The organism is Duganella sp. OV510 (assembly GCF_900100205.1).
GTDB lineage: Bacteria > Pseudomonadota > Gammaproteobacteria > Burkholderiales > Burkholderiaceae_D > Rugamonas.
The window spans coordinates 127,977-149,865 of sequence record NZ_FNEQ01000001.1; the positions used below are offsets into that span (position 1 = coordinate 127,977).

Below are 21,889 nucleotides of genomic sequence, written 5' to 3' on the forward strand. Positions count from 1 at the left end.
GCCTGGACATCCCCGTGATAACAATTACTTAACACGAGACAGAGACTATGGCTAATACGACTTCTATCAATGACGTCCAGGCCGTTCAGGCCGGAGTCCACGAACATCACCATCAAACGAGCCCAGGCGCACGCAGCATCAATGCCAGGGATGGGCACATCTCTCCCGGAGAAATCGCAATCGGTGTGGTCATCGGTCGCGCCTCCGAGTATTTCGACTTCTTTGTCTACGCGATCGCATCAGCGCTGGTGTTCCCGTCGGTGTTCTTCCCCTACGACAGCAGGCTTGACGGCACACTATACGCCTTTGCGATTTTTGCGCTTGCGTTTATTGCGCGGCCGATTGGAACTGTCGCATTTATGGCAATCCAGCATCGCTTCACGCGTGAAACCAAGCTCACCCTGGCCTTGATGATTATGGGCGTTTCCACCGCCGGCATCGCCTTCCTTCCGGACTATGCCAGTTTGGGGACCACCTCCATCGTGTTGCTGGCCCTGCTGCGCGTTGGACAAGGGATTGCCCAGGGTGGTTCCTGGGACGGCCTGCCGTCGCTGCTGGCGCTGAATGCGCCCGAGCACAAGCGCGGCTGGTACGCGATGCTGGGCCAGCTGGGCGCGCCGATCGGCTTCGTCATCGCGGCCGGCCTGTTCTCTTACATGTTGGCCACGCTCAGCTCGCTGGACTTCCTGGAATGGGGCTGGCGCTTCCCCTTCTATGTGGCCTTCGCCATCAACGTGGTGGCGCTGTTCGCCCGCCTGCGGCTGGTGACCACGCATGAATACTCGCACCTGCTGGACGAGCACCAGCTGGATCCGGTGCCGGTCGGCGAACTGATGAGCTCGCAAACCCGCAACGTCATCATCGGCGCGCTGGCAGCGCTGGCCAGCTACGCGCTGTTCCACCTGGTGACGGTGTTCCCGCTGTCGTGGATCACGCTGACCTCGCAACGCTCGCTGGCAGGCTTCCTGCAAGTGCAGATCGTCGGCGTGGTGCTGATGGCGATTGCCATCATCATCTCCGGCTACCTGGCGGACCGCGTCGGCCGCCGCCGCACGCTGGGCACGCTGGCCACGCTGATCGGCATCTTCAGCCTGTTCGTGCCCTTCCTCATCGGCAGCGGCGAAACCGGCCAGGACGCCTTCATCCTGATCGGCTTCTCGCTGCTGGGCCTGTCGTACGGTCAGGCCGCCGGCGCCGTCACTGCGCAGTTCCCGCAACGCTTCCGCTACACCGGCGCGGCGCTGACCAGCGATTTCGCTTGGCTGATCGGCGCCGGCTTCGCACCGCTGGTGGCGCTGGGGCTGTCGTCGCACTTCGGCCTGGCCTATGCCGGCGTCTACCTGCTGTCCGGCGCGGTCGCCTCGCTGGCGGCGCTGAGCATCAATCGCGCGTGGAACATCCGCGATAACTAAACTGCTGCAAACACCCGGCCGCCTCATGCGGCCGGGCGCCCTCCTCCTGCGCACGTTATCGCTGCGCAATAGTCGACCTCCCCGCTAGAATCAAGTCACATTCTTCGAACTTTTTGCGAGGTGTGGCATGGCGACAACAGTAGGCGACTTCATTCTCAAAAGGCTTTCCGCATGGGGTGTGACCCGCATTTATGGTTACCCAGGAGATGGTATTAATGGGGTAGTCGGGGCCTTCGGACATGCCGATACCGGCATCGAATTTGTGCAGGTGCGTCATGAAGAACTGGCCGCTTTCATGGCTTGCGCCCACGCCAAGTTTAGTGGCCAGCCGGGCGTCTGCCTGGCCACCTCCGGCCCGGGTGCCATCCACCTGCTGAACGGCCTGTACGACGCCAAGGCAGATCACCAGCCGGTGGTGGCCATCGTGGGCCAGCAGAGCCGCATGGCGCTTGGCGGCGATTACCAGCAGGAAGTCGACCTGATGGCGCTGTTCAAGGATGTCGCCCACGAATTCGTGCAGATGGCCACCACGCCCGAGCAGGTACGGCACCTGATCGACCGCGCCATGCGCATCGCCATCGAGCGCCGCACCGTCACCTGCGTGATCCTGCCCAACGATGTGCAGGAAATGAAAGCGGTCGAAACGCCGCCGCGCGAACACGGCACCATCCACAGCGGCATCGGCTATACCGGGCATGCGGTGGCGCCGCGCCATGAAGACCTGCAACGCGCAGCGGCCGTGCTCAACGCCGGCAAGAAGGTCGCCATCCTGGCTGGCGCTGGCGCATTGCACGCCACCGACCAGCTGATTGCGGTGGCCGACAAGCTGGGCGCCGGCATCGCCAAGGCGCTGCTGGGCAAGGCCGCCGTGCCGGATACCCTGCCCTATGTCACCGGTTCGATCGGCCTGCTCGGCACCAAGGCGAGCTGGGACCTGATGAACGAATGCGACACGCTGCTGATGGTCGGCTCGGCCTTCCCCTATTCCGAATTCCTGCCGAAGGAAGGCAAGGCGCGCGGCGTGCAGATCGATATCGACGGACGCAAGCTGAATCTGCGCTATCCGATGGAAGTCTGCCTCACCGGCGACAGCGCCGCCACGCTGGAAGCGCTGCTGCCGTTGCTGGAGCAGCAGACCGACACCAGCTGGCGCCATCGCATCGAAAGCAGCGTCGCCGACTGGTGGCGGGTGCTGGAGGCGCGCGCCATGAACGAGGCCAGTCCGATCAATCCGCAGCGGGTGTTCTGGGAACTGTCGCCGCGCCTGCCGGACGACGTGATACTGACCTGCGATTCCGGCTCCTGCGCCGGCTGGTACGCGCGCGATCTGAAACTCCGGCGCGGCATGACCGCCTCGCTGTCCGGCGGCCTGGCCTCGATGGGCTGCGCGCTGCCCTACGCGCTGGCGGCCAAGTGCGTGCATCCGCAACGGCCGGTGGTCGCCTTGCTTGGCGATGGCGCCATGCAGATGATCGGGATTAATTCGCTGATCACCATCGCCGCGCGCTGGCGCGAATGGAGCAATCCGCACATGGTCATCATGGTGCTCAACAACGGCGACCTGAATATGGTCACCTGGGAGCAACGCATCACCGAGGGCGACGCCAAGCTGCCCGCCTCGCAGGATCTGCCGCACTTCCCGTATGCCGCCTATGCAGAGCTATTGGGCCTACGCGGCATCCGTGTCGACGATCCGTCGAAAGTGGCTGCCGCCTGGGACGAGGCGCTGTCCTCGCCAGTGCCGGTATTGCTGGAAATGGTCACCGATCCCGACGTGCCGCCGCTGCCGCCGCACGTCTCGGCCAAGCAGGCGGCCCACTACGTCCGTGCCATGCTGCGCGGCGACCAGGAAGCGGCAGGTGTCATCACCGCCACCATCAAGGAAGTGTGGGACGGCCTGTTCCCCGGCAAAGGCAAAGCCTGATGGTTGCCGGGTGCTACGGTCATCACAGCGTCATAATTGCCGCATATCCTGCTCCTCACCTGAAAATGAGGAGTATTGCGTGAACTTGAACGAGCACGATCTACTGGACCGCGTGAGCCGCGAACTGACCGACAGCTACGACGAAGAACTGGAAATGGAACTGGAAGACCGCGAAATCGACCCGGTCACCCGCCAGGTCGTCGAGCGTGAACGCAGTGCCGAGGCCAAGGAAGAGCGCCGCCTCTACTTCCGCGAGCTGTTCCGCCTTCAGGCGGAGCTGGTCAAGTTGCAGGACTGGGTGGTGCATACCGGCCACAAGGTCGTCATCATTTTCGAGGGCCGCGACGCCGCCGGCAAGGGTGGCGTCATCAAGCGCATCGTGCAGCGCCTGAATCCGCGCGTCTGCCGCGTGGCCGCGCTGCCCGCGCCGAACAACCGCGAACGCACGCAGTGGTACTTCCAGCGCTATGTGTCCCACCTGCCGGCCGCCGGCGAAATCGTGCTGTTTGACCGCAGCTGGTACAACCGCGCCGGTGTCGAACGCGTGATGGGCTTCTGCACTGACGACCAATACGAGGAATTCTTCCAGACCGTGCCAGAGTTCGAACGCATGCTGGCGCGTTCCGGCATTCAGGTCATCAAATACTGGTTCTCGATCTCCGACGAAGAGCAGAACGCCCGCTTCCTGGGCCGCATCCACGATCCGCTGAAGCAGTGGAAACTCAGCCCGATGGACCTGGAATCGCGCCGCCGCTGGGAGGAATACACCCGCGCCAAGGAAGTCATGCTGGAGCGCACCCACATTCCGGAAGCACCATGGTGGGTGGTGCAAGGCGTCGACAAGAAAAAGGCGCGCCTGAACTGCATCTATCACCTGCTGACGCAAATGCCATACGAAGAAATCCAGCACCCGGCCATCGAACTGCCGGAGCGCGAGTACCACGACGACTACGTGCGCCGCCCGGTGCCAACCGAGATCATCGTCCCGGAAGTTTATTAATTAGTAGATTACTGCTAAAGTGCCAATCTTGTCGGGTTAAGAACAGGATAGATACACCATGAGCAGTAGCGACGAAAGCCTGAGCGGCGCGGTGATTTTGCCGGTCACCCGCGTCTTCAACCCGCAAAGTTTGGTCGCGCTGCTGCGGCGCCCTCGCGACTACTTCGCCAACGGTAGCGTGCTGCGGGACCGGGCGGGCATCGTCATCGCCGCATTCCTGGCCGGTGTGGTCAATGCCATAGACCGGATCGACCAGAACATCGTCAAGGCCGACCTGCGTCCGCATACCGGTAAAGGGATGGACTCGTTCACTTCCTGGGCGGTGTCATCATGGAGCAGCTATTGGTTCACTGTGCTGATCGTGGGCGCCATCAGCGGCACCATCACCTGGTATCTGCGTGGCTGGTGGTATCGCAAGCGCCTCGAATGGTCGGGCGCCGCAGAAGTAGCGCCGGATGATGCGCGCAGTATCGCCACCCTGCAAAACCTGGTCTGCGTACTGCCAGCATTGGCCTGGGCCGTCATACAAACTTTCATTTATCAGAATTATGTGGCCGCATGGGAAGCCAGTAACGCCGGCGGCATGCTGATACTGGTATTCTTGTATTGGTCTTGCTGGACCAGCTACTGCGCCGCTACCACCGTGTACGCGCTGAACAAAAACAAGGCGCGACTCTGGTTCCTGATTTTGCCGGCGGTGTTTTACTTCCTCATCATGGGCGTCTACACCACCTTGTTTGCGCTGCTGACCTGATTGAAGGGACACCATGAGCCTGGGCACCATCACTCCGATTCTGCGCTGCTTCGATGAAGCGAAGACGCGCGAGTTTTTTATCGACTTCCTCGGCTTCAAGGTCGACTGGGAGCACCGCTTTGAAGATGGCTTGCCGCTGTATATGCAGGTATCCAGGGATGGATGCGTGCTGCACCTGTCCGAGCACCATGGTGACTGCTCGCCGGGCGCCGCCATCCGCATCGCCACCAGCGACGTCGACGCCTACCAGCAGGAGCTGATCGCCAAGCAGTACAAGAATGCCCGCCCCGGCGTGGAAGAAATGCCGTGGGGCGGGCGTGAGATGTCGATCAAAGACCCTTCCGGCAACCGGCTGGTGTTCTTCAACCGGGAGCCGGAAATCCCGGCCTGACGCTTATTCGTCTTTCGAGCGCGTCGACAGCGCCACAATGGCCGCGCCGGCGGCGACGATCAGCACGTCTTCGATCAAGCCGCTCCTGGTCTGGCCGATGCGCGCCATCGCCTGCTTGCGGGCCGACAGCGTCAGATAGGCCAGCGGCACGGCGGTAGCCACTGCAGCAACAGCACCGGCCTGCTCCCTGCCTTTCGGCGCCAACGCCGCGCCGGCAATCCCTGCACTCATCACGCGCGCCAACAGACCGAGGAACACCGTGCGGTCCGGCGCGGTCTTCATTTTGTCGCCGACCAGTTCGCCGGCGCCCATCGCCAGCGCACCATATTTGAACAGTGGACGGTCCAGCAGGAACACTTCGCCGGGCGTGCGCCGGTCGGCGAGGCGTGCGGTGGCGATGGTCGCCATCGGGGTCATCGAGCGGGCGCTGGCCACAGCGCCGATCAGGACGGAAGAAAGTAGGCTGCGAATAGTCATGTTGCCAGCTCCGGTTTTTAGTTGGGTGTTACGCCACCTTAGGGGGGCTTTGCTCGATGGTCTGTACGATGGATAACCCGTAAGGGTGCATTCGCGGCGGCCACATTTGGGCTAGGATGGTGTGGTCATCATCCCATCTTAAAGGACACCTCATGCATATCGATCTCCAAGGCAAGACCGCCATCGTCACCGGCTCCACCCGCGGCATCGGCTACGCGATTGCCGCCGGCCTGGCAGGTGCTGGCGCCACTGTGGTCGTTACCGGCCGCAAGCAGGCTGATGTCGACCAGGCGCTCGCCAAACTGCGCGAGCAGGTGCCCGGCGCGCAAGTGCGCGGCGTGGCGGCGGATCTGGGCACGGCAGCCGGTTTCACCGTCCTGCAAACAGCCGAGCCGGTGACGGACATCCTGGTCAACAACGTCGGCATCTTCCAGCTGCAGCCGTTCACCGAGATACCGGACGAAGAATGGACACGCTTCTTCGAGGTCAACATCATGTCCGGCGTACGCGCCAGCCGCGCCTACCTGCCCGGCATGCAGCAGAAGAACTGGGGCCGCATTGTGTTCATCTCGTCGGAATCCGGCCTGAATATCCCGGCTGACATGATCCATTACGGCTTCACCAAGACCGGCTACCTGGCCATCTCGCGCGGCCTGGCCAAGAGCCTTGCCGGCACCGGCATCACGGTCAACGCGGTGTTGCCAGGACCGACCCTGTCGGAAGGCGTGCAGCATCTGGTGGCGCCGGACGGCGATTACGCAGCAGCCGAGCGCGAGGCCAACGCCTTCGTCAAGGCACACCGCAGCACCTCCATCATCCAGCGCGTGGCGACGCCGGAAGAAGTGGCCAACATGGTGGTGTATGTGTGCTCCCAGCAAGCCTCGGCCACCACCGGCGCCGCGCTGCGCGTGGATGGCGGTGTGGTTGACACCATCGCATGAAGCTTCGCGCCCTCAAACCTCCCAGAAACCGCGCTTGAGGGCAATCGTGACCGCATGCGTGCGGTCGCGGGCGCGCAGCTTGGCGAGAATGCTTTTCATATAGGCCTTGATGGTGTCCTCCTTCAGGCCCAATTCGCCGGCCGCGCGCTGGTTGGAATGGCCGGTGGCCACCAGCTTCAGCACATCGACTTCGCGCCGGGTCAGCGGCTCCATCGTCATGACGGTCGGCAGATTGCGCGATACCTCGGCAGGCAGGCGGCGGTCGCCGCGATAAATGCTGAACAGGTAATCCAGCAGCTCCGTGCGCGCCATGTTTTTCAGCAGGTAGCCGCTGGCACCAGCCTTCAGGCCACGGTAGATCTGCGCGTCACCGCTGAAGGTGGTCAGGATGATGATGCGCGCCTGCGGATCGATGCGGCGGATCGCGGCAATCGCCTCAATGCCGCCCAGGCCAGGCATCTGCAAGTCCATCAGCGTGATGTCTGGCCGCTGCTGGCGGAACAGCTCAACCGCCATGTCGCCGTCGCCGGCTTCGGCCACCACCGAAATGCGCGCGCTGTGCGACAGCACCGCCGCGATGCCGCTGCGCAGCAAGGGATGATCGTCCGCGATCATTACCCGTATTTCCCCTCCGGTATCGTCCAGCATGCGGTACTCCCTAAGCCATACGGCGAGTGTAGCACCGTCTTATCCACACACAGCTACCCGATCGGGTGTAGTGGGCCGACACGCCCTCCCCTACGATGGCCTGACTTACAATCAAGGAGGAAGCATGATGAAAAATTCGTTTATCAGGACGCTGTGCGGTGGCGTGCTGATGCTGATGGCGCTGCTGACCCAAGCGCATGCACAAACGCCCAAGAGCAATTTCGCCGAGGTCAACGGCGTGCGCCTGCACTACCTGTCTGCCGGCAAGGGCGATCCGGTCATTCTGCTGCATGGCTACACTCAATCCAGCCACATGTGGTTGCCGCTGATCGCACAGCTGGCCAAGGACCATTTGGTGATCGCTCCCGATTTGCGCGGCTTCGGCCAGTCCGCCACGCCGGCCGGCCCCTACACCAAGTCGGTGATGGCGCAGGATGTGCACGCGCTGGCCGCCAGCCTGGGCATCAAGTCGGCCAAGGTGGTCGGGCATGATATCGGCCTGATGGTGGCCTATGCCTACGCCGCCCAATATCCCGCCGAAGTCAACAAGATCGTCCTGCTGGACGCTTTCCTGCCGGGCGTCGGCAACTGGAAGGATGTCTGGCTACTGCGCGACCTGTGGCACTTCCACTTCTACGGCGAGACGCCGCTGGCCCTGGTCGCCGGCCGCGAGCGCACCTACTTCGAGCACTTCTGGAATGACTTCGCCGCTGACAAAACCAGGTCGCTGAGCGAGGCCGACCGCAAGTTCTACACGGCAGAATATGCCAAGCCCGACCATATGCGCGCCGGTTTCGAGGTATTCCGCGCTTTCGAGAAAGACGCCGCCGAGTTCGCCGTCTATGCGAAGAAGCCGCTGGACATCCCGATGCTGGTGCTGACCGGCGAAAAAGCTTCGGGCACCGTGCTGATCGACCAGGCCAGGCTGGTCGACACCAAGGTCGAAGGCGTGGTCATCAAGGGCAAGGGCCACTGGCTGATGGAAGAAGCAACGGCTGAAGTCGTGCCCAAGCTGGTGCAGTTCCTGAAATAAAGAAAGTGGTTATAGAATGTGTCGTTTCCCTCGACACATTCTGAACCATGGCGGCACGCTGCTTTCTCATATCGCTGTTGTTGACTTGCATGGCGCCAGCCTTCGCGGCGCCCGCCACCATCGATATGCACCACACCAGCTGGACCGCGCGCGAAGGCGCGCCGCAAATGGTCCTCGCCATGGCGCAGACCCGCGATGGCTGGCTATGGTTGGGCAGCAACAACGGCCTGTTCCGCTTCGACGGCGTGCGCTTTGAACGCTACGCCGCGCCCGGCCACAAACTCGCCGCCGCCGGCATCGCCACGCTGAAGGCTTTCGACGATGGCGCGCTATGGATAGGCTACCGCTACGGCGGCGTCAGCGTGCTGGCCGGCGAGACATTGCGCCACTACGGCGAAGCCGACGGCCTGCCAGCCAGCAGTGCGGTCTGGGGCCTGGAACGCGACGGCGGCGGCCGCATGTGGGCGGCCACCGGCACGGGCCTGTTTTATCTTGACGGCCAGCGCTGGCATGCCGCAGGCGCCGATGACTCCGTGCCCCAGACCACCTACAAGACACTGATACACGATGCCGCCGGCAACCTGTGGGCACAGGGTAACGACGGCGTCTACCAGTTGCCGGCCGGCGCCCAACGCTTCGTCAAGATAACGCGCGACAGCGGTAACGGCGTCGTCTCCCAGGTGCCGGACGGCAGCATCTGGAGCTGGGACGCGCCGCATGGCCGCCTGCTGCGCCTGACCGCTCCCGCCGGCGGCGCAGTACCTGCCAACTGGTCGGTGCAAGGCGACGTCGCCAGCCTGATGTTCGACCGCCGTGGCGACATCTGGGTCGGCCGCATGACGGGCGTCGAACACCACACGCGGCAAGGCATCCAGCAAAGCGGCCCGGCGCAGGGACTGAGCGGCCGCTGGGTGGCGGCGATATTCGAAGACCGTGAAGGCAGCATCTGGACCTCGACCGCCACCGGCATCGACCGCTTCCGCCACAAGCGCGTCGCCGCCGTTCCGCTGGCGGTGGAAACCGATGTCAATCCACTGGCGGCCGATGCCGGTGGTGGCGTCTGGGTAGGCCGCTTTCATTATGCACAGTCGCGCAACGGCGCCTTCGACGTGCGGCCGGCATGGAGCGGCACCGCAACCGACTGGGGCACGGACCCGGCCACCCTGTACCGCGATCCGGCCGGCGCGCTGTGGCTGGCGAACTACGGGGAATTGTGGCGCAAGGACGGCACGCAGTTGCGCCGCTACGCCATGCCGGGCAAGGACGACATCATCGCCTCCATGGCCAGCGACGCCACCGGTGCGCTGTGGGCGGTCGCCATTCCACAAGGCTTGTATCGGCTGGCTGCCAACGGCGCCTGGCAAAACATGGAAAGCGCGACCGGCCTGCCGGGCGAAACACCGCGCGTGCTGACCAGTTCAGCGCAGCTTGGCCTGTGGCTGGGCTATTCGCGCAACCGCGTGGCGCAACTGCATGATGGACGCTGGCGCCACTACGGCCCCGCCGATGGCCTGACGGTGGGCATGGTCGAGTCCATGCACCTGCGCGGCGCGCACGTGTGGATAGGCGGCGAAAACGGCGTCGCCCTGCGCCATGACGGCCGCTTTATTCCAGTCGTCGGCATTGACGGCGCCAGTTTCGACGGCGTCTCCGGAATGGTGGAGCTGGATAACGGCGACCTGTGGCTGAATGCTGCCAACGGCGTGTTCCATATTCCGGCGGCGGAAATTTCCCGGCTTGTCTCCACATCCGCTTACCGCCTACGCTATGAACGGCTGGACAGCCTGGACGGTCTGGTCGGCAACGCACCGGTGCGTATGCCAGTGCCGTCGATGATACAGGCGTCCGATGGCCAATTGTGGCTGGCTACCACCACCGGCGTATTCCGGCTCGATCCCTCGCAACAGCACAAGCTCGGACCGGCGGCGCCGATCCAGATCCGCGCCATCGGCCAGCCCGGCCAGCTGGCACCGGCCATTCCGGGCTTGCGCCTGCCGGAAGGCAGTAGCAGCCTGCAAATCGACTACACGGCGCTGGCGCTGGCCATGCCGGAGCGGGTGGCGTTCCGCTACCGGCTCGATGGCATCGATACGCAATGGCAGCTGGCCGGCCCGCGCCGGTCGGCGTACTACAACAACCTCGGGCCAGGCACTTACCAATTCAGTGTGCAGGCGACCAACTACAACGGTGAATGGAGTGGCCAGCCAGCCACGCTGACGTTCAGCATTGCGCCGACCATCACGCAAAGCTGGTGGTTCAAAGCGTTGTGCGCGCTGTTGCTGCTGGCCGCTTGCTGGGCCTTGTACCGCAGGCGGCTGCGCAACGTCGCCGCACAGGTGACGGCACGGCTACAGGAGCGCACCAGGGAACGTGAACGCATCGCCCGCGAACTGCACGACACGGTGCTGCAATCGGTGCAAGGCATGATCCTGCATGTGCATGCCGCAGTGCTGGACCTGCCGTCACGCGAACCGGCGCGGGTGAAGATCGAACAGGCGCTGCAACAGGCCGACGACGCGCTGCTTGAAGGACGCGACCGGGTGCGTGACCTGCGCGCCGGAGAAACGGAAGACCAGGATCTGGCGGCTGCGCTGCACAACGCCGGTGCCAGATTGCACATGCCGGGCGCCGCGCAGCTCCAGGTGCAACTGGAAGGCGAGGCGCGCAAGCTGCATCCACTGATTTACGACGAGGTGCTGGCGATCGCCACCGAAGCCATCACCAACGCCTGCCGCCACGCCAGGGCAAGCAACATCGTTGTGCGACTACAGTATGAGGCGCGCGAATTGCGCCTGACGATACGCGACGATGGCGTCGGCATTCCGACCGAGGTGATGGCGGCGGGAGGACGCAGCAACCACTGGGGCATCTGCGGCATGCTGGAACGCGCCGAGCGTATCCATGCGCGGCTCAAGCTGCACAGCGACGCCGGCGCCGGCACCGAATGGCGCCTGACGCTGGCGTATCAGTACGCCGTCTGTGTGTAAGGACGGGCGTTGATCGCCTTGCCCCAGTCCTTGTTCGGCTCTTTCGACATGGTGAATACCAGCTCGCCGCCAGCGGTGATCTGCTCGTGGCGCAGGAAGGTTTGCGCCAGCGGCTTGCCGTTCAGCGTGACGCCGGCGACAAAGGTATTCTCCTTGCTCAGGCCCGGCGCACGGATGGTGAAGCGCTTGCCGTTCGGCAGATTCAGCACAGCCTTGTCGAGGAACGGACGGCCGATCACGTATTCATTGCTGCCCGGCGCCACCGGGTAGAAGCCCAGCGCGGTGAAGGCCAGCCAGGCCGACATCTGCCCCAGGTCGTCGTTGCCGGACAGGCCGGCCGGCGTGGTGTTGTACTGCGTCGCCACCACCTGCGTCAGGCGCTGCTGCGTTTTCCATGGCGCGCCGGCATAGTTGTACAGGTAGGCGACATGGTGCGACGGCTCGTTGCCATGAGCGTAGTGGCCGATCAGGCCGGAGATGTCTTCCATGTGCGCGTAGACGTTGTCGTCGACCTTGGCGTCGAACACCTGGTCGATCTTGTTCTGCAGGCCGGCATCGCCGCCCAGCATCTTGATCAGGCCCGCGTTATCGTGCGGCATATACCAGGAATACTGCCACGCGCTGCCTTCGGTGTAGTCGCTGCCGAAATTCGAGCGCACCGGATCGAACGGCTCGCGGAAAGTGCCATCGGATTTCTTCGCCCGCAGGAAGCCGGTCTTCACATCAAACGAATTACGGTAATTCTGCGCGCGCTTGTAGTAGCGGGCGGCGACGTCCTTTTTGCCCATCTTCTCCGCCATGCGGGCGATGGTCCAGTCGTCGAACGCATACTCCACCGTCTTCGACGCCGCTTCCGGTTCCAGGTCGATCGGCACATAGCCCAGCTTCATGTAGTGCTGCAAGCCGCCGTAAGGGCCATATTCGGCGCTGCTGGTCATGGCCTTCAGCGCTTCTTCCGCGTCGAAGCCTTTCAGGCCCTTCATATAGGCGTCGGCGATCACCGGCACCGCGTGGTAGCCGATCATGCACCAGGTTTCGAGGCCGTGGAATTGCCACACCGGCAGGATGCCGTAAGGGCTGGCTTTTTGCGATTCCACCAGCGAGCGCACGAAATCCACATTGCGCTGCTCCGGCTGCACCAGTGTCAGCAGCGGATGCAGTGCGCGGTAGGTATCCCACAGCGAGAAGGTCGAGTGATAGCGGAAGCCCTTGGCCTGATGGACTTCGTTGTCCGGGCCGCGATAACGGCCGTCGCGGTCCATATACAGGCTAGGCGCAAGCATGCTGTGATACAGCGCGGTGTACACCATCTTGCGCATTTCCGGCTCGGCCTCGATGGCCACCGCGCCCAGCGCTTCATTCCATGCGGCCGACGCTTTGGTGCGTTCGGCGTCAAAGTCCCAGCCCGGCATCTCGGCCAGATTGGCGATGGCGCCCTCCTCACTGACACCAGAAATCGCGACCTTGATTTGCAGCTGGCCGTCAGCCGGCACGCCGAAGTCCAGCGCGCCTACCAATGCCTTGCCTTCCACCACCGCCTTGTCGTGAGGGCCGCTGCCAGGACCGGCAAAGCCTTTGTACTCAACATCCCGCTCCATATTGCGCAGCGAGCGCGAAGACAGGGGCTGCGAGAACTGGATGGCGAAATACAGCTGCCGGCCTGGCGCCCAGCCGCGCGTCTCGCGCATGCCGGTGATCAGCGTATTGTCACGTACGCGCAGGCGTGACCACAGATTCTTGGCGGCGTAATCGTAAATGCTGCTGCGCAGGTCGAGCATCACCTTGGCTTCGGCGCCCTTGGCGTAGCGGTAGCGGTGCAGGCCGACACGCTCGCTGGCGGTCAGCTCGACCTGCACTTCATTGTCGGACAGCTTGACGGCGTAATAGCCCGGCTCCGCGCGCTCGTCCTTGTGACTGAAGCGCGAGCGATAGCCGCTGAACGGCCGCTCCGGATAACCGGGCTCCCACTTGGTCTCGCCGCTGTAAGGCATCAGCAGCACGTCGCCGAGGTCGGAGTGGCCGCTGCCGGAGAAATGGGTGTGCGAGAAACCGAGGATGCTGTCGTCGTCGTAGCGGTAGCCGGACGCCCACGGATAGCTCTGGCGGAACGGCCGCACCTGCGTGTCGGGGCTGAGCTGCACCATGCCGAAGGGGCGCGCGGCACCAGGAAAAGTGTGGCCGTCGCCACCGGTGCCGATGAAGACATCGACCGCCGCCGCTGGCGTGGTCTGGGCAATGGCAAGCGCCGGCAGTGCAAGCGCCAGCGCCAGTGCGCCGGCCGGGAAGAATTTGGTCATTTAATACCCGCTACAAGGACGATCCGACTTTATAGCGTGCGACACCGGGCAAGGTCAATTCAAAGAACAAATATGGGCTGATGTTTAGTAAAAGCGCTAAACATCAGTCCTCACCATGTACTCGGAAATCACTTCAGTCAGACGCGCAGCCTTCTTCACATTGGCCCGGTTCGACACCATCAGCGACACGACCAGCGCTTCGATCAGCGCCACGCAAGCGACGCCGCTGCTGGGCAGCACCATGTGGGCGCCGCTGGCGTACAGCACGTTATCGGACAGCTCCACGATCGGCGCCGATGGCGTATCGGTAATCGAGACCACGCTGGCGCGGTGGCTCCGGGCGAATTGCGCCAGCCGCATCACATCGGTCGCATAGCGCGGGAAGGAGAACGCCAGCAGCAGGTCGCCACGGCCGATGTGCACCAGGTGGCCGGCAGCGACCTCGGTGCCGCCCGCCCCCGCCATCTCGACCACATGCTGGCAGAACGGCTGCAGGTGCAGCGCCAGCATCGAAGCGTAGGTGGACGACATGCCCAGGCCAAGCACGTAGACAGTGCGCGCCCGCGTGATCTTGCGGGCCACCAGGTCCAGCTCCTGCTGCGACAGTGCGCCGCGCGTCGCCATCAGGTTGATCCGCGCCGACTCCATGCAGGCATCGCCCGGCGCCACTGCGCCCTTGCGGCGAACAATGGAGGTGCGCAGCTTTTCGACTGGCTGCATGGCGGTGTGCATGGTTTCGGCCAGCGCGCTGCGCATGGCGCCGTAGCTGGCGAAGCCGATGTCGCGCGCGAAGCGGCTGATGCTAGCGGTGGAGACTTTGCAGCCTTCGGCCATCTCCTCGATCTTCAGTGCCGTGCCGCGCATGGGATTGCGCATCAGGTAGTCGGCGATGCTGCGATGGGACGCCGAGCCTCCGGCGCGCACGCCGGCCAGTACCTGTCCCAACGCGGATTCCACGAATGCGACGTCCGCCGCCAGCGCTTTCCCTGATGTCATGCAGCACTCATTTTTTTAAAAAGTGCAAGCATACGTACATTTCAGGCAACTGTGAACTAAGTATTTACCCGTAATCAGCGATACCAGGGCTGGGTGATCTTCAGCGGACGCACATCCATGCGCAGGTTGAGGATGGTGTAAGCGTCCGCTGTGGCCGACTCGTAGCCGACACTTTCGCCGTCGCGCGTCAGCTTGAATTCGAAGCCCAGGTCCTGGCGAGGATCGCCCGGCGCGGCGGTGGCGATGCCGATTGCTTCATTGCGCGCGTTGTTGATCAGCTTCTCCATCATCACCAGCACGGTGTTATGGCCCAACATGTCGGCCGAGTACACCTGTTCGTTCAGATAAGGCTGGGCGGGGTCCAGCTTGCCGCCGGCTTTGTCGGCCGACGGGGTGTACTGGCGCGTCAACAGATTGTAACGGTCGCCGCGATCCAGGTAGCTGATGCGCGCGTTCGACAGGTTGAAGTCCTTCTCCTGGCCGTTGGTGCTGGCCAGCGCCAGATCCAGCAGCAGCGCCCCCTGGTAGCCGACCACTTCCACTTCGTGCTTGCCATTCAGGATCACCGCCGTGTTTTCATCGATACCCAGGCCTTGCTTGTAGCCTTTCTTCAGCATGGCCGGCAGCATGCGCGCGAAGCGGCCGCGTGCCAGCAGGTGCTGATCGACAAACAAATCCTTGCCGACGAAGCCCAGGCCCGGCGCCAGTTCGCGGCCATCGTTGACGCCCACGCTCAGCGTGCCCAGCACGGTCTTGGCTTCGTAGTACATGGTGCTGCTCATGATGGCTGCGCCGGCGCTGCTGCCGCCGATCACGCCGCCCTTCTGGTAGACATCCCAGATCGCTTGCAGCACAGCGGTGCGGCTGCCGTCCGGGCGCACTAGCGCCTTGGTAATCAGGCCCTGGTCGCCGCCGGCGAAGTACACGCCACCCGCTTCGCGTATCGATTTGGCCAGCGTTTCGTCTTCGGCATCGCGCAAGTAGTCGCGGTCCTTGAAGCGCACCGCCACCGGCACGGCAAACGCCGAGGCGCCGTATTTGTTCAGCGTCGCCACCAGGTTGGTGCCGGAGCGCAGCGGGTTGCCGGCCGCGCTGGGCATGACGGCAATGCGCGCGCCCTTGCCGCCGGCCAGTTCAATCAGCTTGCCCCACACTTCCGCGTTATCGGCCCGCACCGCGCCGCCGGCGATCAGCAGATGGCCCTTGGGCGGATCTTCCGCAGCATGCGTCACCAGCACTACAAACGACATCAACGATGCGCACAACACGCGCATGGCTTTGGCAAAACTCGTCATACGATATCCCTGTTCTTGGTAAGGGCCGCCCTCATTCGCGGCGGCGTAACTGTTCCATGTAATTATAAATCGTGTAGCGGGATACCCGCAGCGCCGCAGCCGCGCGTTCCACGCCCCCCTTGACGATGAACAGGCCGCGCCGCTGCATCGCGCCAACCGCCTGGATCTTTTCTTCCCGGCTCATGGACACGGCGCTGCCGCCCGGCCCGACCGCCTCGCTGATAATCTCCTGCATCAGCGTGTCCATTTGCGGCTCGCCCGCCGGTGTGCTTTGCGGCGCCGACGCCTGCACCATCGGCTTCAGCATCTGCGACAGCCAGCCATGCGCAGCCTGGAATCCCGACAGGTCGGCATTCAGGCACAGCGTGGCGAATGGCTCGCCGCTGGCGTCGCGGAAAATGGCCGAGGCGGAACGCAGTTCGCGGCCGTCGGCGGTAACGGTCACATAGTCGTCGACCAGGCTGTGGACCGCGCCATCCGTCGACTTGATCCGCGTGGCGGCGGCAAAACCCTTGTCGTTCTGCGGCCCTTCCAGTACCGAACTGCCGACGCTGCGACCGGATATATGGCCGTTGGCGATGGCGATCACCGAGTTCTGCGGCCTGGTCACATCGTGCAGCACCACCTCCAGATGCGGCCCCGCCATCGACGCCAACATGGGAACCACCGGCCGCAAGGCATTGATAACGGCCGCGCGCTCGGCGGCCAATGAAACAGCTTTCATCTCGTTTTCCAACAGTTTGTTGATTGCACTTTCCTCATTTTAAACAATCTGTTTATACTTTGTGGCATTCAAGGAGAAAGCCATGCTATTTAAATTCCTGGCCACCGCCGCGCTGATCGCCTGCGGCAGCGTTGCCCATGCCACCGACGCACAGTTCTACAACAACGGCAATCCGCCCGGACGGCCGTTTTCGCTGGCGGTGCGCACCGGCGATTTTGTATTCGTCTCCGGTCAGCTCGGCACCGACGACAAGGGCCTGGTTGCCGGCGGTTTCGAGGCGCAGGCGCGCAAGGCCATGGACAATGTGTCCGACATCCTCAAGGGCATGGGGCTGGGCATGGACCATGTCGTCAAGTGCACCATCATGATCGCCGACATGGGCAAATGGGCGGACTTCAACAAAGTGTATATCACCTACTTCAAGCCCGGCCGCCTGCCAGCCCGCAGCGCGCTCGGCGCCAACGGCCTGGCGCTGGGTGGTGAAGTGGAAGTGGAATGCATGGCGTACGCACCACCGACGCCACTTAAATAAGGAGCAAGCATGACCGACCGCCGCACTTTCCTGCATGGCGCAGCCGCCGCCAGCCTCGCCTCGCTCGGCCTGCCCGCCATCGGCGCACCCAGCCTGCGCGACCAGCGCCCGCTGATCATCGATGCGCTGGGTGGCATCGACAATATGAACCTGCCGGTGACGCGCCGCGAAGACCCGACCACTGACTTCGGCATCGACAAGCGCGCGATGTCCGACGCCAAAGCTTCCGGCCTGAGCGCCTTCAACATGACCATCGGTTATGTGTTCGGCGATGGCGATCCTTACGAAAAAAGCGTGGCCGACGTGCGCGCCTGGAATGCACTGATACAGCGCCGCTCCGCCGATCTGCTGCTGGTGCGCAGCGCCGCCGACATCCGCCGCGCCCAGACCGAGCACCGCATCGGTGTGATCCTCGGCTTCCAGAACGCCACCATGATGGGCAAGGACGCGCGCCGCGTCGAAGTGTTCGCCAAGGGCGGCGTGCGCGTCATCCAGTTGACCTACAACGCCCCCAACCAGCTCGGCGACGGCGCGATGGCCGCCGCCAATCGCGGCCTGACGCCGTTCGGGCATGACGTGGTGGCGGAGCTGAATCGCCACCGCATCGTGGTGGACCTGAGCCACAGCGGCGAACAGATCTGCCTTGACGCCGCCGCCGCATCCAAGGCACCGATCATGATTACCCACACCGGCTGCCGCGCCATCACCGACCTGCCACGCAACAAGACCGACAAGGAACTGCGGCTGGTGGCAGACAAGGGCGGCTTTGTCGGCATCTACTTCATGCCCTTCCTTGCGGCAGGACGCCAGCCGACGGCGACAGACCTGATCGCCCATATAGAACACGCCATCAATGTCTGCGGCGAAGACCATGTGGGCATCGGCACCGACGGCACCGTCACCCAAATTGACGACATGGCCGACTATCTGAAAGGGCTGGAAGACGAAGTGCGCCAGCGCCGCGCCGCCGGCATCAGCGCGCCCGGCGAACGTCCGGACATCGTGCCCTTCCTGCCGGACCTGATGGGCAAGGACAAGTTCTGGAAACTGGCCGATTTGCTGGCCAAGCGCGGCCACACCAGCGGCCGCATCGAAAAAATCCTCGGTACGAACTTCCTGCGCGTTGCCGATGCAATATGGAGCTGAAATGATCTTGAAGTCCGCAGTCCTCGCCACCACCATTGCCCTCTCGTTCAACGCCGGCGCTGCCGACGCCCAGCAGGAGCGTCTCGACAAGTTGAGCGGCAAGGCCATCGGCCGCGTCATTTATCGGGGCGCCACGCTGATCGATGGCACCAGCGCCGCGCCACGCAGCGATATGGCCATCATCGTCAAGGATGACCGCATCGAAGCCGTGCTGCCGGCGGCCCGCCTCACCGCGCAGCAAACCGGTGGCGCGCGTGTGGTGGATGTCGCTGGCCAGTATGTGCTGCCCGGCCTGATCGACTCGCACGTCCACTACGCCACCAACCCGGACCGTCCTTACGCCGAAGCGGAACTGAAGCGTAATATCTACGGCGGCGTTACCGGCGTGCGCGACATGGCTGGCGATGCGCGTGAACTGGCTGGCTTGTCGCGCGACGCGCTGCTCAACAAGATCCCGTCGCCGGACGTCTACTACGCGTCGCTGGTGGCCGGCCCCAGCTTCTTCAAGGACCCGCGCACCGTGGTCGCGGCGCTCGGCACGCAGCCAGGCACGGTGCCATGGCTGTATGCAGTCGACGAGAACACCAGGCTGCCGCTGGCCGTGGCGCAGGCGCGCGGTACCGGGGCCACCGGCATGAAGATCTACGCCAACCTGCCCGGCACGCTGGTGCGCAAGCTGATCGCGGAGTCCAGGGCGCAGCACTTCCCGGTGTGGACACACATGCAGGTCTACCCTGCCTCGCCCTACGATTCGCTGGGCGCGACGGTGGTGTCGCACGTCTGCATGATCGCCCGCTACGTGCGCGAATCCGGCAAGGCGGCCTACGGCCACGCCAACGAACCTTCATATGAAGGCCTGACCGCCAACGATCCTGAAATCAAAAAATACATCGCCGCGCTGGCCAGGTCCGGCACCATCATGGACGCCACGCTCAGCGTCTACAAGAGCGAAGGCCCCCGCTGCCGCATCGAACTGGCCGGCGACATCACCCGCGCCATGCAAGCGGCGGGCATCAAGATCATCGCCGGCACGGATACAGACAACACCGGTGCAGATCCATACCCGGTGGTCGACCATGAACTGGAAAAACTGGTCAAATACGCCGGCCTGACACCGCAGCAAGCCATCATCGCCGCCACCGCCAACGCCGCCGAGGCGCTGGGCAAGCAGCATGAATTCGGCACGCTGGAAGCCGGCAAGCAGGCCAATATGGTGTTCCTGCAGCGCGACCCCTTGCAGGACATCGCCAACATCCGTTCTGTGGTGTTGACCGTCAAGCGCGGCCACGAGTTTGCACGCGCCGACTACAAGTTCACGCCCCTGCCTGTGCACGAAGACTGAGTTATGCGAGAATCAATTTTTAATCTCGCATAGGCAAGCAGATGAGCGAACTTAAGCGCGGCCTGAAAAGCCGGCATATCCAGTTGATCGCGCTGGGCGGCGCCATCGGCACCGGCCTGTTCCTCGGCATTGCGCAGACCATCCAGATGGCCGGGCCGTCGGTGTTGCTGGGCTACGGCGTGGCCGGCCTGATCGCCTTCTTCATCATGCGCCAGCTTGGCGAGATGGTGGTCGACGAACCGGTGGCCGGTTCGTTCAGCTACTTCGCCGACAAATACTGCGGCCACTGGGCGGGCTTCATGGCGGGCTGGAATTACTGGGTGCTGTATGTGCTGGTCAGCATGGCGGAACTATCGGCGGTCGGCATCTACGTGCAATATTGGTGGCCGGGAGTACCGACCTGGGTGTCGGCGCTGGTGTTCTTCGCCATCATCAATGCCATCAGCCTGTTCAACGTCAAGGCTTTCGGCGAGATGGAGTTCTGGTTCGCGATCATCAAGGTGCTGGCGATTGTCGGCATGATCCTGTTTGGCGCTTACCTGCTGGTGTCCGGCGACGCCGGCCCGCAAGCGACAGTGGCCAACCTGTGGCAGCACGGCGGCTTCTTCCCGAATGGCGTCAGCGGCCTGGTAATGGCCATGGCGGTCATCATGTTCTCCTTTGGCGGCCTGGAACTGATCGGCATCACCGCTGCGGAAGCGGATAATCCTTCGCAGTCCATCCCCAAGGCCACCAACCAGGCCATCTACCGCATCCTGATCTTTTACATCGGCGCACTGGCCATCCTGCTGTCGCTGTACCCATGGCAGAAGGTCGTCACCAGCGGCAGCCCGTTCGTGCTGATCTTCCACGCGCTGAACAGCAATATGGTGGCGCACGCGCTGAACGTGGTGGTGCTGACGGCGGCGCTGTCGGTGTATAACAGCGGCGTGTATGCCAACACACGCATGCTGTACGGCCTCGCGAAACAAGGCAATGCGCCAAAGTCGCTGTTGAAGGTCAACGCGCGTGGCGTGCCGCTGACGGCGCTCGGCATATCGGCGCTGGCCACCGGCATCTGCGTGGTGGTCAACTACTTCATGCCGGCCAAGGCCTTCGGCTTCCTGATGGGCCTTGTAGTGTCGGCGCTGATCATCAACTGGGGCCTGATCAGCTGGATACACCTGCGCTTCCGCGCGCAGAAAAAAGCGGCCGGGCAGCCGACGCAGTTCCGCAGCCTGGGCTACCCGCTCACCAATTACCTGTGCCTCGGCTTCCTGGCCGCGATTCTGGTGGTGATGTATCTGACGCCGGACCTGCAACTGTCGGTGTATCTGATCCCGGTCTGGCTTGTGGTGCTGGCCTTCGGCTACAAACTGGGTGTCAAGCGCTGACGGTTGAATGCCGCACAGACCTCCCCCGCCTGAGCGGCCACCATGGCCGGAACTTATGCTCACGGGGGAATTCGATGTCGACCCATGCTACCTCTCCACACCGGTCCTTGCAGCTGCCTGCATTGGCCGGCTGGCTGGTGCTGACCTTTATCTTTGCCGCCATCGGCGCATTTGCCTCCGCTCAGGCCGCCGAGTTTTACCAGCAACTGAATCGCCCCGCATGGGCGCCGCCGCCATGGCTGTTCGGTCCTGCCTGGACAGTGCTGTACCTGCTGATGGCGGTCGCCGCCTGGCGTGTGCAACGCGCCGCTGCTCCCGCTTCCGCACGGCCCGAATTGACGCTGTATGTGGTGCAGCTGGTGCTGAATGCCTTGTGGACCTGGCTGTTCTTCGGCTGGCAGCTTGGCGCGCTGGCATTTGTTGAAATATTGATGTTATGGCTGCTGATCGCCGCCACCCTCCGCGCCTTCTGGCGGCGTGACCGCTGGGCCGGACTGTTGTTAGTTCCCTACATCGCCTGGGTCAGTTTCGCCACCTGTCTCTGCTACAGCATCTGGCAGCGGAATCCCGGCGTGCTCTGAATGTGATTTTTTTATCCAGATAGTTGCCGTATCAAC

19 protein-coding genes are annotated in these 21,889 nt (G+C 63.4%); 13 read left to right on the plus strand and 6 right to left on the minus strand.

Annotated features, from left to right (window positions below; all coding sequences use genetic code 11):
• The first annotated feature begins 47 nt into the window (after positions 1 to 47).
• The 5 genes from BLS51_RS00710 (at position 48) to BLS51_RS00730 (ending at position 5,481) form a co-directional block, all read left to right on the plus strand.
• Positions 48 to 1,412: an MFS transporter gene (locus BLS51_RS00710; RefSeq protein WP_090179976.1), complete on the plus strand. Its 1,365-nt coding sequence runs from the start codon at positions 48 to 50 to the stop codon at positions 1,410 to 1,412.
• 127 nt (positions 1,413 to 1,539) lie between these two features.
• A complete protein-coding gene (locus BLS51_RS00715) occupies positions 1,540 to 3,336 on the plus strand; it encodes a thiamine pyrophosphate-requiring protein (RefSeq protein WP_090179969.1) in 1,797 nt (598 codons plus the stop codon).
• Positions 3,337 to 3,490: 154 nt separating this feature from the next.
• On the plus strand, positions 3,491 to 4,336 hold the full coding sequence (gene ppk2, locus BLS51_RS00720; protein ID WP_373994321.1) for a polyphosphate kinase 2: 846 nt from the start codon (positions 3,491 to 3,493) through the stop codon (positions 4,334 to 4,336).
• Positions 4,337 to 4,394: 58 nt separating this feature from the next.
• Positions 4,395 to 5,090, plus strand: a complete 696-nt coding sequence (locus tag BLS51_RS00725; RefSeq protein WP_090179966.1) for a hypothetical protein — start codon at positions 4,395 to 4,397, stop codon at positions 5,088 to 5,090.
• A gap of 13 nt (positions 5,091 to 5,103) precedes the next feature.
• On the plus strand, positions 5,104 to 5,481 hold the full coding sequence (locus tag BLS51_RS00730; protein ID WP_090179963.1) for a glyoxalase superfamily protein: 378 nt from the start codon (positions 5,104 to 5,106) through the stop codon (positions 5,479 to 5,481).
• Between the two features lie 3 nt (positions 5,482 to 5,484).
• On the opposite strand, the gene BLS51_RS00735 is transcribed toward BLS51_RS00730, so the two are convergent.
• Entirely contained in the window at positions 5,485 to 5,958 is a 474-nt protein-coding gene (locus tag BLS51_RS00735; RefSeq protein WP_090179960.1) for a hypothetical protein, read from the minus strand.
• A 152-nt stretch (positions 5,959 to 6,110) separates the two neighbouring features.
• Here BLS51_RS00735 and BLS51_RS00740 point away from each other — a divergent pair, with 152 nt between their 5' ends.
• Complete coding sequence (locus tag BLS51_RS00740; RefSeq protein WP_090179955.1) at positions 6,111 to 6,899, plus strand: SDR family NAD(P)-dependent oxidoreductase; 789 nt, start codon at positions 6,111 to 6,113, stop codon at positions 6,897 to 6,899.
• A 12-nt stretch (positions 6,900 to 6,911) separates the two neighbouring features.
• On the opposite strand, the gene BLS51_RS00745 is transcribed toward BLS51_RS00740, so the two are convergent.
• Entirely contained in the window at positions 6,912 to 7,547 is a 636-nt protein-coding gene (locus BLS51_RS00745; protein WP_229207443.1) for a response regulator transcription factor, read from the minus strand.
• A gap of 124 nt (positions 7,548 to 7,671) precedes the next feature.
• Here BLS51_RS00745 and BLS51_RS00750 point away from each other — a divergent pair, with 124 nt between their 5' ends.
• Together BLS51_RS00750 and BLS51_RS00755 are read left to right on the plus strand one after the other, a co-directional pair.
• On the plus strand, positions 7,672 to 8,580 hold the full coding sequence (locus tag BLS51_RS00750) for an alpha/beta fold hydrolase (protein WP_229207442.1): 909 nt from the start codon (positions 7,672 to 7,674) through the stop codon (positions 8,578 to 8,580).
• 89 nt (positions 8,581 to 8,669) lie between these two features.
• On the plus strand, positions 8,670 to 11,567 hold the full coding sequence (locus BLS51_RS00755) for a sensor histidine kinase (RefSeq protein WP_175472480.1): 2,898 nt from the start codon (positions 8,670 to 8,672) through the stop codon (positions 11,565 to 11,567).
• Here BLS51_RS00755 and BLS51_RS00760 read toward each other — a convergent pair.
• From BLS51_RS00760 to BLS51_RS00775, 4 genes are all read right to left on the minus strand, one after another.
• The gene (locus BLS51_RS00760) at positions 11,546 to 13,864 is read right to left on the minus strand and encodes a GH92 family glycosyl hydrolase (protein ID WP_090179945.1); all 2,319 of its coding nucleotides are present in this window, start codon (positions 13,862 to 13,864) and stop codon (positions 11,546 to 11,548) included. The two genes, BLS51_RS00755 and BLS51_RS00760, sit on opposite strands and share 22 nt — an antisense overlap.
• Positions 13,865 to 13,960: 96 nt before the next feature.
• Positions 13,961 to 14,860, minus strand: a complete 900-nt coding sequence (locus BLS51_RS00765) for a MurR/RpiR family transcriptional regulator (protein WP_090179941.1) — start codon at positions 14,858 to 14,860, stop codon at positions 13,961 to 13,963.
• A 74-nt stretch (positions 14,861 to 14,934) separates the two neighbouring features.
• On the minus strand, positions 14,935 to 16,155 hold the full coding sequence (locus BLS51_RS00770) for a cyanophycinase (protein WP_229207441.1): 1,221 nt from the start codon (positions 16,153 to 16,155) through the stop codon (positions 14,935 to 14,937).
• A gap of 31 nt (positions 16,156 to 16,186) precedes the next feature.
• Positions 16,187 to 16,879 carry a helix-turn-helix transcriptional regulator gene (locus BLS51_RS00775; RefSeq protein ID WP_090179936.1) on the minus strand — a complete coding sequence of 231 codons (693 nt, stop codon included), beginning with the start codon at positions 16,877 to 16,879 and terminating at the stop codon, positions 16,187 to 16,189.
• 82 nt (positions 16,880 to 16,961) lie between these two features.
• On the opposite strand from BLS51_RS00775, the gene BLS51_RS00780 reads away from it, so the two are divergent.
• The 5 genes from BLS51_RS00780 (at position 16,962) to BLS51_RS00800 (ending at position 21,853) form a co-directional block, all read left to right on the plus strand.
• Positions 16,962 to 17,411, plus strand: coding sequence for a RidA family protein (locus BLS51_RS00780; RefSeq protein WP_090179933.1), 450 nt, complete (start codon positions 16,962 to 16,964; stop codon positions 17,409 to 17,411).
• Positions 17,412 to 17,420: 9 nt separating this feature from the next.
• Positions 17,421 to 18,557, plus strand: coding sequence for a dipeptidase (locus BLS51_RS00785; protein WP_090179928.1), 1,137 nt, complete (start codon positions 17,421 to 17,423; stop codon positions 18,555 to 18,557).
• 1 nt (position 18,558) lies between these two features.
• Entirely contained in the window at positions 18,559 to 19,899 is a 1,341-nt protein-coding gene (locus tag BLS51_RS00790; RefSeq protein ID WP_175472481.1) for an amidohydrolase family protein, read from the plus strand.
• A gap of 41 nt (positions 19,900 to 19,940) precedes the next feature.
• Entirely contained in the window at positions 19,941 to 21,272 is a 1,332-nt protein-coding gene (locus tag BLS51_RS00795) for an amino acid permease (protein WP_090179920.1), read from the plus strand.
• A 74-nt stretch (positions 21,273 to 21,346) separates the two neighbouring features.
• Positions 21,347 to 21,853, plus strand: a complete 507-nt coding sequence (locus BLS51_RS00800) for a TspO/MBR family protein (RefSeq protein ID WP_090179917.1) — start codon at positions 21,347 to 21,349, stop codon at positions 21,851 to 21,853.
• Positions 21,854 to 21,889: the final 36 nt, after the last annotated feature.